The organism is Mesorhizobium sp. NZP2298 (assembly GCF_013170825.1).
GTDB lineage: Bacteria > Pseudomonadota > Alphaproteobacteria > Rhizobiales > Rhizobiaceae > Mesorhizobium.
The window spans coordinates 5541261-5554847 of the sequence record NZ_CP033365.1; the positions used below are offsets into that span (position 1 = coordinate 5541261).

The 13587-nt window shown below is 63.8% G+C and carries 12 protein-coding genes; 11 read left to right on the forward strand and 1 reads right to left on the reverse strand.

Annotation, left to right across the window (positions count from 1 at the left end):
* Positions 1-3: 3 nt before the first annotated feature.
* From EB231_RS26875 to EB231_RS26885, 3 genes are read left to right on the forward strand one after another with little or no spacing between them, the layout of a single operon-like run.
* The gene (locus EB231_RS26875) at positions 4-894 is read left to right on the forward strand and encodes an ABC transporter permease (protein WP_246741033.1); all 891 of its coding nucleotides are present in this window, start codon (positions 4-6) and stop codon (positions 892-894) included.
* Entirely contained in the window at positions 891-1769 is an 879-nt protein-coding gene (locus EB231_RS26880; RefSeq protein ID WP_172351464.1) for an ABC transporter permease, read from the forward strand. Before EB231_RS26875 ends, EB231_RS26880 begins: the two co-directional genes overlap by 4 nt.
* Entirely contained in the window at positions 1762-3804 is a 2043-nt protein-coding gene (locus EB231_RS26885; RefSeq protein WP_172351465.1) for an ABC transporter ATP-binding protein, read from the forward strand. The genes EB231_RS26880 and EB231_RS26885 overlap by 8 nt, the downstream gene beginning before the upstream one ends.
* A gap of 18 nt (positions 3805-3822) precedes the next feature.
* On the opposite strand, the gene EB231_RS26890 is transcribed toward EB231_RS26885, so the two are convergent.
* The gene (locus EB231_RS26890) at positions 3823-4725 is read right to left on the reverse strand and encodes a LysR family transcriptional regulator (RefSeq protein WP_172351466.1); all 903 of its coding nucleotides are present in this window, start codon (positions 4723-4725) and stop codon (positions 3823-3825) included.
* A 112-nt stretch (positions 4726-4837) separates the two neighbouring features.
* On the opposite strand from EB231_RS26890, the gene EB231_RS26895 reads away from it, so the two are divergent.
* The 8 genes from EB231_RS26895 (at position 4838) to EB231_RS26930 (ending at position 13567) form a co-directional block, all read left to right on the forward strand.
* Positions 4838-6493 carry an ABC transporter substrate-binding protein gene (locus EB231_RS26895; RefSeq protein ID WP_172351467.1) on the forward strand — a complete coding sequence of 552 codons (1656 nt, stop codon included), beginning with the start codon at positions 4838-4840 and terminating at the stop codon, positions 6491-6493.
* A 172-nt stretch (positions 6494-6665) separates the two neighbouring features.
* A complete protein-coding gene (locus EB231_RS26900) occupies positions 6666-7535 on the forward strand; it encodes a DUF427 domain-containing protein (RefSeq protein WP_172351468.1) in 870 nt (289 codons plus the stop codon).
* 97 nt (positions 7536-7632) lie between these two features.
* Positions 7633-8220 (forward strand): hypothetical protein, encoded by a 588-nt coding sequence (locus EB231_RS26905; RefSeq protein ID WP_172351469.1) that lies wholly within the window; start codon positions 7633-7635, stop codon positions 8218-8220.
* A gap of 59 nt (positions 8221-8279) precedes the next feature.
* On the forward strand, positions 8280-9044 hold the full coding sequence (locus EB231_RS26910; protein ID WP_172351470.1) for an SDR family oxidoreductase: 765 nt from the start codon (positions 8280-8282) through the stop codon (positions 9042-9044).
* A gap of 239 nt (positions 9045-9283) precedes the next feature.
* A complete protein-coding gene (locus tag EB231_RS26915) occupies positions 9284-9439 on the forward strand; it encodes a hypothetical protein (RefSeq protein WP_172351471.1) in 156 nt (51 codons plus the stop codon).
* Positions 9440-9465: 26 nt separating this feature from the next.
* Entirely contained in the window at positions 9466-10440 is a 975-nt protein-coding gene (locus EB231_RS26920) for an ABC transporter substrate-binding protein (RefSeq protein WP_172351472.1), read from the forward strand.
* Between the two features lie 77 nt (positions 10441-10517).
* Complete coding sequence (locus EB231_RS26925; protein WP_172351473.1) at positions 10518-11591, forward strand: quaternary amine ABC transporter ATP-binding protein; 1074 nt, start codon at positions 10518-10520, stop codon at positions 11589-11591.
* Entirely contained in the window at positions 11588-13567 is a 1980-nt protein-coding gene (locus EB231_RS26930) for an ABC transporter permease (protein ID WP_172351474.1), read from the forward strand. The genes EB231_RS26925 and EB231_RS26930 overlap by 4 nt, the downstream gene beginning before the upstream one ends.
* The last annotated feature ends 20 nt before the right edge of the window (positions 13568-13587 follow it).

Genomic DNA, 13587 nt, shown 5'->3' on the forward strand with positions numbered 1-13587 from the left:
ATCATGGTGTTCCTGGGCGGCCAGGTGCTGCCCGGCAATGTCGGGCGTGCGATCCTTGGACCGTTTGCCGACCAGCGCGCGGTCGACGCGCTCAATCATACGCTGGGCGTCGATCGCCCGCTGCTCACCCAATATGCGACCTGGATCTGGAATTTTATCCGGGGCGACATGGGCACGTCCTACATCTTCCGCTCGCCGGTCGCGCCCTTCGTCATCGATGCCTTGGGCAATTCGATGAAGCTGGCGGCGGTCGCCTTCGTGCTGGTGGTGCCGATCGGCATCCTCGGCGGCGTCATTGCCGCACTCAACCTCAACCGACCGCTCGATCGCATCATCAGCCTCGGCGGCCTATCGGTGACGGTGCTGCCGGAATTCGTCACCGGCATCATCCTGATCCTGATCTTTGGTGTGTGGCTGCGCTGGCTGCCGATATCGGCCGCATGGCCGCGTGATGCCGGTTTCTTCACGCAGCTCTATTACCTGATCCTGCCTTCGCTACCGCTGTTCCTGGTGCTGTTCGGCTACATCGCCCGTATGGCACGCTCCGGCATGATCGAGGCGCTCGATTCCGACTATACAAGGACAGCCGTGCTCAAGGGCCTGCCCTGGCGCACCGTGATCTGGCGCCATGTGCTGCGCAATGCGCTGCTGCCGACCATCACCGTCATCGCCACCCAGACCGGCTATCTCATCGGTGGCCTGGTGGTGATCGAGACGCTGTTCCGCTACCAGGGCATCGGTTCGCTGATCTTCACCGCCGCGCGAGGCAAGGATTTTCCGATGCTGGAATCGGGCATCCTGACCATTGGCATCGTCTATGCCGTGGCGACATTGATCGCCGACTTCCTCTATTCCGTGCTCAATCCACGCATCCGGCTGGGGTCAGACCAATGAGCGCCGTGCAGACCACCTCTCCTCCACAAGACGGTACGCGCCGGCGCAGTCCCCTTGCGGAAGTCTTTTTCTCGCTCATGCGCTCGCGGACCTTCCTTGTCGGCCTTTTCATAGTGCTGTTCTGGGTCGCCTGCGCGTTGTTCGGCGAGCACTTCGCACCCTACGACCCGCTTGCCGACGACATCATCAACGCACTGGCGCCGCCTTCGTCCGAACATTGGTTCGGCACCGACCAGATCGGCCGCGACGTCTTCTCGCGCGTCATTGTCGGTTCGCGCGACATCCTCACCGTCGCCCCGCTTGCGACACTGCTGGCGACGGTCGCCGGCACGGCACTTGGCCTGCTCACCGGCTATTTCCGCGGCATTGTCGACGATGTCGTCAGCCGCATCCTGGAAGCCTTCATGGCCATCCCCGTGGTCATCGTCGCGCTGCTCGCCATCGTCGCGCTCGGCACCTCCAAGGCTACGGTCATTGTCGTCATTGGGCTCAGCTTCGCGCCGATCATCGCCCGCACCGTGCGCTCGGCGGTGCTGGCCGAGCGCGAACTCGACTATGTCGCCGCCGCGCAACTGAGGCACGAGAGCGCCTTCCACACGATGTTCATCGAGATCCTGCCCAACGTCGTCCCGCCGATCCTGGTCGAGACCACCGTGCGGCTTGGCTACGCCATCTTCGCGGTCGCCACACTTTCCTTCATGGGCTTCGGCATCCAGCCGCCCTCACCCGACTGGGGGCTGTCGATCTCCAGCAATTACGGCATGATCGGCGGCGGCTTCTGGTGGACGGTGCTGTTCGACGCGCTCGCCATCGCCTCGCTGGTGATCGGTGTCAACCTTGTGGCCGACGGCGTTCATGGAGCGCTCAATGACTAACTCCGCGAAGGCGCAAAACGCGCTCGAACTCACCGATCTGTCGGTCGCCTACCGGGTGGCCGGGCGCAATCGCGCCGTGCTGCGCAATCTCAGCCTCAACATCGGGCAAGGCGAGGCCTACGGGCTGGTCGGCGAATCCGGCTGCGGCAAATCCACTGTCGCGCTCACCGTCGTGCGCTATCTGCCAAGGAACGGCTCGATATCGGGCGGCGTGATCTCGCTCGACGGCCAGGACGTCATGAAGCTCGATGCCGAGGCCTTGCGGCGCGCGCGCGCCGAAAGCGTCTCCATGGTCTATCAGGATCCCGGCAAGGCGCTGAACCCGTCGATCCGCATCGGTCGTCAGTTGACCGAGATCTTCGAGCTTGGCGGCATAACAGGCCAGGCGGCCACCGATCGCGCCATCGCCATGCTGAACCGCGTGCGCATCTCCGATCCGCCAAGCGTCATGCAGCGCTATCCGCACCAACTCTCCGGCGGCATGCAGCAGCGCGTGGCGATCGCCATGGCGCTGGCCAACGATCCCTCGATGCTGATCCTCGACGAACCGACCACCGGCCTCGATGCGACGGTCGAGGCCGAGGTGCTCGACCTCATCGCGCAGCTTAGGCAGGAGCTGTCGGCCTCGATCCTGTTCATCAGCCACAACCTCGCCGTCGTGTCCAACATGTGCGACCGGGTCGGCGTGCTCTATGCCGGCATGCTGGTCGAGGAAGGACCGACCGATGTCGTCTTCAACGACCCGCGCCATCCCTACACAGTCGCCCTGTTGCGCTGCCTGCCGCGCGGTGGCCAGCGCAAGGACCAGGGCCGGCTCGACACCATTCCTGGTTTCCTGCCCGGCATTGGGGCTGACATCAAGGGCTGTGCCTTCGCCGACCGCTGTGCGCTCGCCGATGATCGCTGCCGCACCGAATTGCCGCCGCTCTATGATCTGAGCGACGAGCGAGGCAAGCGCCTGTCGCGCTGCTTCCATCACGACAAGGCGCAAGCCCTGCCACGCGCCACACCGAGCGATGTGGCGGCGGCACCCAAGCCGGCAACCGCACCGGTGCTGCGCGTCGCCGGGCTGAACAAGACTTATGCCAGCCACGGCCATCCCTTGCGTGCCGTGAAGGATGTCTCGCTGGATCTGCGGCCCGGCGAGACGCTGGGGCTGGTCGGCGAATCCGGTAGCGGCAAGACCACCTTCGCCAGGCTGCTGCTCGGCTTGGTCCCGCCCGATGACGGCGGCACCATCGAGCTCGAGGGCAAGGCGCTGGCGCCGAAGCTGGAGAACCGTGGCGACGACCAGGTCAAGGCGATGCAGATCGTCTTCCAGAACCCGGACTCCGCGCTCAACCGCTCGCATTCGATCCGCCACATCCTCGGCCGCGCCTTGAAGCGGCTGGCGGGCCTATCCGGCAAGGCGCTGGAGGCGCGCCTCGACGACCTCGTCCGGTCTGTGCGACTCACCGACCGGCATCTGGCCGTCAAGCCGCGCCAGCTGTCAGGCGGGCTGAAGCAGCGCGTCGCCATTGCGCGTGCTTTCGCCGGTGATCCGCGCATCGTCGTCTGCGACGAGCCGACCTCCGCACTCGACGTCTCCGTCCAGGCGGCAATCCTCAACCTGCTCGCCGATTTGCAGTCGAAGGAAGATGTCAGCTACATCTTCATCTCGCACGATCTTGGCGTGGTGCGTTACCTCTCCGACAAGATCGCCGTGCTTTATCTCGGACGCATTATGGAGATTGGGCCATCGGAGGAAGTCTTCTCTGGGCCGCATCACCCCTATACGGAAGCGCTGCTGTCAGCCGTGCCCAAGCTTGACCAGACCGAGACGGCACGCATCCGGCTCGACGGCGAGATCCCCAGCGCCACCAACCCGCCCCCGGGCTGCGTCTTCCACACACGCTGCCCGCGCAAGATCGGCCCGATCTGCGAGCAGCAGGAGCCGGCGCTGGCCGAGGCGCAGCCCGGACATTCGATCCGCTGCCACATCCCCTACCCGGAACTTGCCAGGCTGCAGAAGGCGGCCGTGACCGAGCCGGCATAGCGAGGCATGGCCGGCCGGCTACCTCCGGCCGGCCATGCCCAGGGAGCGGTCGCCTTCGGAAAAACCCTGATCGCTGCTCCAGTTCCTGGCCAGCGAGCGCAAGCCCGTCAGCGCGATGTCGAGCACGTCAGACGACACGGGGTTCGAGGGATAGGCGAGATAGATCGGCCGCTGGAACACCGGGGCGTTGTCGATGCGCCGCATCTCGCCGCGTTCGATATGGCCGCTGACGGCGCTGAGCGGCAGATAGGCGGCCGCCTGTTGCGACAGCACATGCTGCAGGCCGATGAAGACCAGCCCGGCCGAAATGGCCGGTTTGACCATGCCGGCGAAAGCGCGGTCGTGCTCGATGCGGAATTCGAGCCCCCAATCCATCAGTATGTAGTTTTCGGTCCATGGCTTGGTCTGCGCGGCGTGCTGGACGAGCACGACCTGATCGACGGCCAGCGTCTCATAGACGATGCCGGGATGCGGCCGCGGCAGATAGAGGATGCAGATGTCGAGCAGGCCTTCTGCCAGCTGGTCGATCGCCAGATCCGGAAAACTGCCCTCGAGCCGCAGCGCCACGTTCGGCCTCTTAGCGCGCATCCACTCGACCCATGGCGAGGTGATGCGCTCCCACAGATAGGCGGGTGCGGTCAGCCGCAGCAGGCTGTCATAGCCATCGGGAACGGCGATATCCTGCCGCGATTGCTCCCAGGTGCGAGTGATGGAAGAGGCGTGCGGCAGGAACTGCCGGCCGGCCGGCGTCAGCGTGACGCCGTCGCGGTCGCGCACGAAAAGCCGGCGTCCCAACTGCTCCTCCAACCCTCTGATCCGCGCGCTGACGGTGGATTGCGCAAGGTTGAGCCGGCTGGCCGCGACTGTGAAGCTGCCATGTTCGGCAACCTCGAGGAAACTGCGCAGGTTTTCGGTATCCATGCTCACCCCTTGCATCGAAAATTTCGATGGCACCCAACAAAAATATCGCTTTCCGGCCGCGGTCAACAATGACCTAAATGGCCGATCCCCGAGGCAAGCGAGGAATGCGCCCATGCCAAGGCCTTTCGTGACAATCGACGCCGCCCGCAAAAATCTGACGGCAATCGAAAATTCCGCTGTCGACGACTTGCTGGCCGGCAGGCTCGACCGCCGCGATTTCCTGCGCCATGGCAGCGTGCTCGGCCTTTCCCTGCCGTTCCTGGCCAGCCTTGTCGCGGCTGCCGGCCTCGGCACGCAAAAGGCCCGCGCCGAGGGCAAGCCGGGCGGCACGGTGCGCGCCGGCATCGCCACGCCGGGCGGCGCCATCGATCCCGTCACCTACTATGACAGCGGCAGCTACCAGCTGGTTTTCCAGACCGCCGAATTCCTCTGCGTCACGCAGCCGGATCTCACTCTGAAGCCGGTGCTGGCGGAAAGCTGGTCGCCGAACGCGGACGGCAGCGTCTGGACCTTCAAGCTGCGCAAGGGCGTGAAATTCCACAATGGCGAGGACTTCAAGGCCGACGACGTGGTCGCGACCTTCGACCGCCTCGCGGACCCCAACGGCGCCTCGAACGCGCTTTCGGTGTTCAAGGGCCTGCTGTCGAAGGGCGGCACGCAGAAGGTCGACGACCACACTGTCGCCTTCCATCTCGATGCACCCAACGGCAGCTTTCCCTATTCGGTGTCGATCGACAATTACAACGCCGTCATCCTGCCGGCGAGCTACAAGGGCGACTACGAAAAGACCTTTGAAGGCACCGGTCCGTTCCGGCTGGAGAGCTATACGCCGAAGGTCGGCGCGACCTTCGTGCGCAACCCCGACTATTGGGGCGAGAAGGCGCTGCCCGACCGGCTCGAATTCAAATTCTACGGCGACGTGCAGCCTCGCATCCTGGCGCTGCAGGCCGGCGAGGTCGACGTCCTCGACGCCGTTCCGCTCGATGTCAGCCAGGTGGTGGTCAACAGCCCCGACATCACCGTGCTGCGTGTCGCCTCGACCGCGCATCGCCAGTTGCACATGCGCTGCGATACTGGTCCGTTCACCGACAAGCGCGTGCGCCAGGCGCTGGCGCTCAGCATCGACCGTTCCAAGCTGGTCGATGGCCTCTGCCGCGGCATGGCGGCGACAGGCAATGACAGCCCGTTCGCGCCGGCCTTCCCCGCCACCGACAAGACGGTGCCGCAGCGCGTCCAGGATATCGCCAAGGCCAAGCAACTGCTCGAGGCCGCCGGGCTCGCCAGCGGCTTCGACATGACCCTGACGACGCTGCGCTATTCCGACATCCCGGGCTACGCGCAGCTGTTCCAGAACTTCGCCAAGGAGATCGGTGCCCGCATCGCGCTGAACATCGAGGACCAGGACAAATATTACGGCAAGGCGGTGTTCGGCCAGTCGGACTGGCTGGACAGCCCGTTGGGGATCACCGACTACGCGCATCGCAGCGTGCCCAACGTCTTCCTCAAGAGCCCGCTGGTCAGCGACGGCCCGTGGAACGCGGCGCATTTCAAGAGCCCGGCCTATGACGGTATGGTCGCCAGCTATCTCAAGGCGCTCGACATCGGTGCGCAGCGCGCGGCCGCATCCGACATCCAGAAACTGCTGCTCGACGAGACACCAGTGATCTTCAGCTATTTCCCGGATCTGCTGGTGCCGGTGCGCAAGAATGTCAGCGGCCTGCCGCCGATCGCCGCCGGACTGCTGCTCGATCGTGTATCGCTGGGATAGAGGCTGGATTGGACAATTCTGTCTTTCGGGCGGTGAGGCTATCCCCTGGCAGGCTGCAAAGAGCGATGGGGGGCCATCGCTCGAGCCGCTCGATGCAAGAGAAACCCGCCGCCCGGAAACCCTCCGACACAATGGTTCAATCCAGGTTCATCTCGCTTTGCGCCAACGCTCGATGACAAAAGAAAAGAAACGGGAGACTACCATTCGCAAGCCTCATTTGCGCGGTCGCGGACCGCATTTCCCCCTGCTCGACACTATCGTGCAGTATGAGTCGGAACCCGGCTATGTCGCCTTCACCATGCCGACGCAGAAGCGGCTGCGCGTGCAGGTGGGGTCGATGATCGTCGCCGACACGACCAAGGCGCTGGTGCTCTACGAATCCGACCATCTGCCGGTCTATTACTTCCCGATCAGCGACGTGCGCGAGGAGTTCCTGCTGCCCAGCACGACGACGACCGAGAGCCCGTTCAAGGGCGTCGCCACGCACTATTCGCTGAACACAGGCATCACGCTGGTCGAGGATGCGGCCTGGCGCTATGTCGATCCGGTCAAGGGATCGCCTGACCTGTCGGACTACATGTCCTTCTATTGGCCCAAGATGACGCACTGGTATGAAGAGGACGAAGAAATCTTCGTCCACGCCCGCGATCCGTTCCGCCGGGTCGACTGCCTGCCGTCCTCGCGACGGGTGCAGGTCATCCTCGACGGCGAGCAGGTCGCCGATTCACGACGCGGCGTGTTCCTGTTCGAGACCGGCCATCCGGTGCGCCACTATCTGCCGATCGCGGACACGCGGCTCGATATGTTCGCGCCCAGCCGCTACATTTCACGCTGCCCCTACAAGGGCATCTCCAACTATTATCACGTGACGACGCCCAAGAAGCGGCACGAGAACCTCGTCTGGTACTATCCCGAGCCGGTGCACGAAGCCGAGCGCATCAAGGGCCTGGTCTGCTTCCACCACGAACTGGTCGACAAGATCTTGGTCGACGGCGTCGAAATCCCGAAGGAATTCACGGCCGCGTCCAGCGGCTATTTCTGAGCTGTCACTGGCTGACTGCGTTCGAAGTCAGCCAGGTTTCGAGTTTTCGTTCGCCCGGGCCGATGCTAGGCTCAGCTCTGGCGCCGGACGATTGCTCATGAAGACAGTACTTCATCATGCGACTCTGCCCTGGCTCGTTGCCCTGGCCGCTTTGCCCGTGCCGGCGTTTGCCGAAAATGATCCGGCTTTCGAGCTGAAGCTCGACATCGACCAGGACGGCAAGATGGACAGGGCCGTGGTGATGCAGGAGCCCGGCGGACCGGCCGATCTGTATATTTACACGGCAGCCGGCGAGGAGAAGCTCGATCCCTCGCGCCCGCCCGACTTCGTCAAGAAGGGGCTGACCGAAGACCGGGTCATCGACCTTGAAGGCAAGGGCAAGGGATCGCTGGCGATGACGTCCTGCTTCGGCTGCGGCGCCAGCAAGTCGACGGAAGACATGCTGACAATCGTCTACCGCCATGGCCAATTCCTGGTCGGCGGCTACAGCCGCAGCTGGGACTGGAACCAGCGGACGTCGGATGGCGTCAAGACGACGGTGGGGGGCTGCGACATCAACTATCTCACCGGCAGGGGCACCGTCTCAAAGGACCTTGAGGACGGCAAGCCGATCAAGGGCAAATTCAGGCCAGTGCCGCTCAAGGACTGGTCCTCGGACAAGCGCCCCAAGGCTTGCGATTTCTGAAGAGGTTGATCGAACTGCCATGCAGCGCATACCCTCCCCTTAATTAGGGAGGACTATTGATGGATCTTTTCAAGCTGGACGGCGATGTCGCGCTGGTCACCGGCGCCGGCAGCGGCATTGGCCAGGCAATCGCGATCGGACTGGCTGAGGCAGGGGCTGATGTCGCCTGTTTCGGTCATGCATCGAGGGGTGGGCTGGAGGAGACCGCGCACCGGATCACGGCACTTGGCCGCAAGGCACTGGTGCTGACCGGCACAGTGACATGCGAAAGCGATCTCGCGGCGGCAATCGATCGCGTCGAGGCCGAACTCGGTGCACTGACCGTCGCCGTCAACAATGCCGGCATCGCCGGCTCGGAACCGGCCGAGACCTTGTCGCTGGAGACATGGCAGAAGGTGCACGAGGTCAACGTCGCCGGCGTGTTCCTGTCCTGCCAGGCCGAGGCGCGCAAGATGCTGGCGCGACGCAAGGGCTCGATCATCAACATCGCCTCGATGTCGGGCACCATCGTCAATCGCGGGCTGACGCAGGCGCACTACAACTCTTCGAAAGCCGCCGTCATCCACATGTCGAAGAGCCTTGCCATGGAGTGGGCCGATCGCGGCTTACGCGTCAATGTCGTCAGCCCGGGCTATACGCTGACGCCGATGAACAAGCGGCCAGAAGTGGCTGAGGAGATCAAGATCTTCAAGCGCGACACGCCGATGGGACGCATGGCGGCGCCTGAGGAAATGGTCGGACCGACGGTGTTCCTCGCCAGCCGCGCGTCGAGTTTCGTCACCGGCCTCGACCTGATCGTCGATGGCGGTTACGTCTGCTGGTAAGATCGCATCTCGCAGAACTTCGCCTGCAGTCTGAATTTGTGCGGCCGCGAGGCGTTAGTCGTTGCGCAAGATGAACGTTGGTATATATAATTTCACCCCATGAAACGGCGTTGGCGAGACGGGGCTTGCCGGGCCGGTAGCCGAGATCATGGGACCTTGATGGCTCGCACCTTGCAGGGCGCCGCAAGACTGGCAATTGATCCGCGGATGATCGCTGTCGTGGCGATGCATCGGCAGCCATGACGCTGACCTTCCCGGCATATTCCACCGTCACCGAAATTCAGCATCATTTCGCCTGCGCCGGCTTTAGCCGCGACGTGGCGGCAACGGCCTTGCGCAACGACCAGTCTTTCCACCACAATCATAAAAAGACGCAAGAAGGGAACCAACAATAACCGCCACAGCTTGAAGGAGAACAAGCATGTCATTTCGCAGCTATATCTCGAAGTTATCGATGAGTGCCGTCGCGCTCGCGACACTAAGCCTGTTGTCGCCTTCCGCCCACGCCGCCGCACCGGAATCCAACGACCCGATCAAGATCGCGCTGTTCGACTGGACCAGCGTCAACCTCAACGCCAAGATCCTCGGCGGCATCCTGGAAAAGCTCGGCTATACCGTCGAATATCCGACCGCCGACTACCTCTCGAGCCTCACCACCGGCCTTACCAATGGCGACCTCGATGTCGGCATGGAATTCTGGGACACGACCGCCGGCGAAGCCATGAAGGCGTCCGATGCCACCGGCCAGACCGAACGGCTCGGCAAGCTCGGCCCGAAGGCCAAGGAAGAATGGTGGTTTCCCGAATATATGAAGGAGAAATGCCCGACCTTGCCGGACTGGCATGCGCTGCTCGACCCGACATGCGCGGCTTCATTCTCGACAGCGGAGACGGCGCCGAAGGGCCGCTATCTCGGCGGCCCGGTGACCTGGGAAGGCTTTGACGACGAGCGCGTCGCGGCGCTGAAACTGCCCTTCACCGTGATCCATGCCGGCACCGACGCGGCGATGTTCGCGGAACTCGATTCAGCCTATCAGCGCAAGGCGCCAATCATGCTGTGGATCTATTCGCCGCATTGGGCGCCGGCGAAATACAAGGGAGAATGGGTGCAATTCCCCGAATACACGCCCGAGTGCTACAACGACCCGAAATGGGGCGTGAACCCCGATGCCAAATATGACTGCGGCAAGCCGCATGGCGAGATCTGGAAATATGCCTGGAACGGCATGAAGGACAAATGGCCGATCGCCTACAAGGTGGCCAAGGCCTACACGATCGACACCGACGAACTCAACAAGATGAGCGGCGAGATCGACCTTGACGGCAAGACGCCGGAAGACGTCGCCGCCGCCTGGATCGCCGCGCACGAGGCCGACTGGAAAGCTTGGGCGCAGTGATCGTTCCGACTGGAGAAATGAGATCCGGCCGTTGATCGGTCGGGTTTCAAGTCTTGATGTTCCAGAAGGAAGATTGGATGACGACTGAACAGGGATCGGCGCAACCGGGCACGGATCACCGCCCGGTAAAACTTGCCTGCCGCAATGTCTGGAAGCTGTTCGGGGCGAACGCGGCCAATTTCATCCGCGAGCGCGACGGCAGGGCCAGCATGGCCGATGTCACTGCCGCCGGACTGGTCGGTGCCGTGCGCGCCGTCGATCTCGAAATCCGCCAGGGCGAGATCTTCATCATCATGGGGCTGTCGGGCTCCGGTAAATCGACGCTGGTGCGCTGCATGTCTAGGCTGGTCGAGCCGAGCCACGGCAAAGTCGAGTTCGAAGGCAAGGACCTGCTCAAGATCTCCGACGCAGCCCTCATCGAGTTGCGGCGCCACCGCATGGGCATGGTGTTCCAGAACTTCGCGCTGCTGCCGCATCTCAATGTGCTGGACAACATCGCCTTTCCGCTCAGCATCCAGGGGCAGGACAGGCCAACACGCGAGGCGCGCGCCCGCGAGGTCATCGAACTCGTCGGCCTGCGTGGCCGCGAACATTTCTATCCTCGCGAGCTTTCCGGCGGCCAGCAGCAACGCGTCGGCATCGCCCGCAGCCTGGCGACAAAACCGGAGATCTGGTTCCTCGACGAGCCGTTCTCCGCGCTCGATCCACTGATCCGCCGCGAGATGCAGGACGAACTGATGCGGCTGCAGACCATGCTGCACAAGACCATCGTCTTCATCACCCATGATTTCGACGAGGCGATCCGGCTCGCCGACCGCATCGCCATCATGAAGGACGGCGAGGTCATCCAGATCGGCACACCAGAGGAACTGGTGGTCAATCCAGCCACCGACTATGTCGCAGAATTCACTCGCGACGTCGACCGCGCCAAGGTGATCTCGGCGCGCAGCCTGATGCGCGCCTGCGACGGCTCGGAGCATGGAGGGACCGTCGCGCCGGATGCCAAGATCGCCAGCTTCTCGGCCAGCATCGTTTCCGCCGGCAAGCCGTTCGCGGTGATCAACGGCACCGGCAAGCCGATCGGCGAAGTGACGCCGCAAGCGGTCATCGACCTGCTGGCCGGCATCGACCGTTCCGGGGCACGCGCATGACGGTGACGGCAAGCGCCAGCGAGGCAAAGCCGCCGCTTCAGCGCTGGCTGCTTGCCTGGGTACTCGCCCTTGCCGCCGTGCTGGTGGTGTTCCTGCTGCAGGAAAGTGTGCCCTGGGCAGTCAACTATCCGGCCGATACGGTCGTGCCGGTCGCCGACTGGGTCAGCGCGCTGATGCGCTGGATCAAGTCGAACCTGTCATGGCTGACGCGCTCGATCACCGCGGTGCTCGGCGTGCCGCTCGACTTCGCGCTCAATCTCTTGGCCAAGAATTTCAAGATCGGCCACGGCGCGGACGCCTATGTCCTGCCGCGCCTGTCCTGGGTCGGGGTGTGCGCCACGGCTTTCCTCGCCGGCCATGCCGTGGGCGGTCGCAAACTCAGCCTGCTGGTCGGCGGCTGTTTCCTCTACATCGCTCTGTTCGGCCAATGGACCAGCGCCATGCTGACGCTGGCGCTGATTTCCATCGCCGTGCCGTTCTGCATCGTCACCGGCCTGTTCGCCGGCATCTGGGCCTGGCGCAAGCCTTGGGCGGAAAGGCTCATCGTCTCCCCTGCCCTCGACCTGATGCAGACGATCCCGACCTTCGCGTACCTTATCCCGATGCTGCTGCTGTTCGGCAACAGTCCGGTGTCGGCGATGATCGCCACCGCCATTTTCGCGACGCCGCCGATGGTGCGGGCGACGATGCTCGGCCTGACGCGGGTGCCGCTGGAGATCGGCGAATTCAGCGACATGGCCGGCTGCACGGCGCGGCAGAAGCTGTGGCGGGTGCTGTTGCCCTCGGCGCGGCCGACGCTGATGGTCGGCGTCAACCAGGTCATCATGCTGGCGCTCAACATGGTGATCATCGCCTCGATGATCGGCGCCGGCGGCCTCGGCTACGATGTGCTTCTGGCGCTGCGTGCACTGAAGGTCGGTGAGGCTATGGAAGCCGGGCTCGCCATCGTCGCGCTGGCGATCGCACTCGACCGGCTGAGCCAGGCCATCGCGCACAAGCAGGCAAAGGGTCATGTCCATCAGGAATCGAGCCCGACTCTTTGGCGGCGCTACCCCAACCTGACGCTGGCCATCGCCATACTTGCCGTCACCACGCTGCTTGGGCTGTTCGTGCCGGCTTTCGCCGCGGTGCCGAAGGCGATCACCTTCACCACGGCGCCGCTGTGGAAGGCGGCGGTGAACTGGGTAACGATCAACTTCTTCGACATCATCGAAGCGTTCCGCGTGGCGCTGATCCTCAATGTGCTCAACCCGGTGCGTGCCTTCTGCGAAGGCTTTCCGTGGCTCGGCGCGGTGTTCCTGCTCGGCCTCGCCGGCTATCAACTCTCGGGTCCGCGCCTGGCCGCCCTTGTCGCGGCGCTGACCGTCTTCTGCGCCGTCGCCGGGCTGTGGGAAAAAACCATGGCGACCGTCTATCTCTGCGGCATCTCGGCCTTCATCGCCTGCCTGATCGGCATCCCGATCGGACTGATGGCCGCGCGCAGCGACCGCTTCGAGAAGATTGTCACGCCCATCATCGACACGCTGCAGGTGCTGCCGTCCTTCTGTTTCATCATCCCGGTTGTGATGCTGTTTCGGGTCGGCGACGTCACCGCCATGATCGCCACCGTCGCTTTCGCCGTGGTGCCGGCGATCCGCTACACCAATCACGGCATCAGGCAGGTGCCGCCGGCGCTGATCGAGGCGGCCAAGGTGTCTGGCTGCACGCCGCGCCAGACCTTCTTTCGCGTGCAATTGCCGCTGGCGCTGCCGGAGATCATGCTCGGCGTCAACCAGACAATCCTGATGGCGCTGGCGATGATCATCATCTGCGCCATGGTCGGCACACGTGATCTCGGCCAGGAGGTGTTCATCGCGCTGTCAAAGGCCGATTCCGGCCGTGGCATTGTCGCGGGCCTCGCGATAGCCTTCATCGGCATCGTTGCCGACCGGCTGTTCAACGCCTGGACGGCGAAAGCGCGGGCAAGGCTGGGATAGGGCAGGACGATGCGCCGCGG

What these genes read in the sequence shown, in the direction of transcription:
- EB231_RS26875 (WP_246741033.1), top strand. Translation starts at nt 4, where the DNA reads ATGGTGTTCCTGGGCGGCCAGGTGCTGCCCGGCAATGTCGGGCGTGCG.
- EB231_RS26880 (WP_172351464.1), top strand. Translation starts at nt 891, where the DNA reads ATGAGCGCCGTGCAGACCACCTCTCCTCCACAAGACGGTACGCGCCGG.
- EB231_RS26885 (WP_172351465.1), top strand. Translation starts at nt 1,762, where the DNA reads ATGACTAACTCCGCGAAGGCGCAAAACGCGCTCGAACTCACCGATCTG.
- EB231_RS26890 (WP_172351466.1), bottom strand. Translation starts at nt 4,725, where the DNA reads ATGGATACCGAAAACCTGCGCAGTTTCCTCGAGGTTGCCGAACATGGC.
- EB231_RS26895 (WP_172351467.1), top strand. Translation starts at nt 4,838, where the DNA reads ATGCCAAGGCCTTTCGTGACAATCGACGCCGCCCGCAAAAATCTGACG.
- EB231_RS26900 (WP_172351468.1), top strand. Translation starts at nt 6,666, where the DNA reads ATGACAAAAGAAAAGAAACGGGAGACTACCATTCGCAAGCCTCATTTG.
- EB231_RS26905 (WP_172351469.1), top strand. Translation starts at nt 7,633, where the DNA reads ATGAAGACAGTACTTCATCATGCGACTCTGCCCTGGCTCGTTGCCCTG.
- EB231_RS26910 (WP_172351470.1), top strand. Translation starts at nt 8,280, where the DNA reads ATGGATCTTTTCAAGCTGGACGGCGATGTCGCGCTGGTCACCGGCGCC.
- EB231_RS26915 (WP_172351471.1), top strand. Translation starts at nt 9,284, where the DNA reads ATGACGCTGACCTTCCCGGCATATTCCACCGTCACCGAAATTCAGCAT.
- EB231_RS26920 (WP_172351472.1), top strand. Translation starts at nt 9,466, where the DNA reads ATGTCATTTCGCAGCTATATCTCGAAGTTATCGATGAGTGCCGTCGCG.
- EB231_RS26925 (WP_172351473.1), top strand. Translation starts at nt 10,518, where the DNA reads ATGACGACTGAACAGGGATCGGCGCAACCGGGCACGGATCACCGCCCG.
- EB231_RS26930 (WP_172351474.1), top strand. Translation starts at nt 11,588, where the DNA reads ATGACGGTGACGGCAAGCGCCAGCGAGGCAAAGCCGCCGCTTCAGCGC.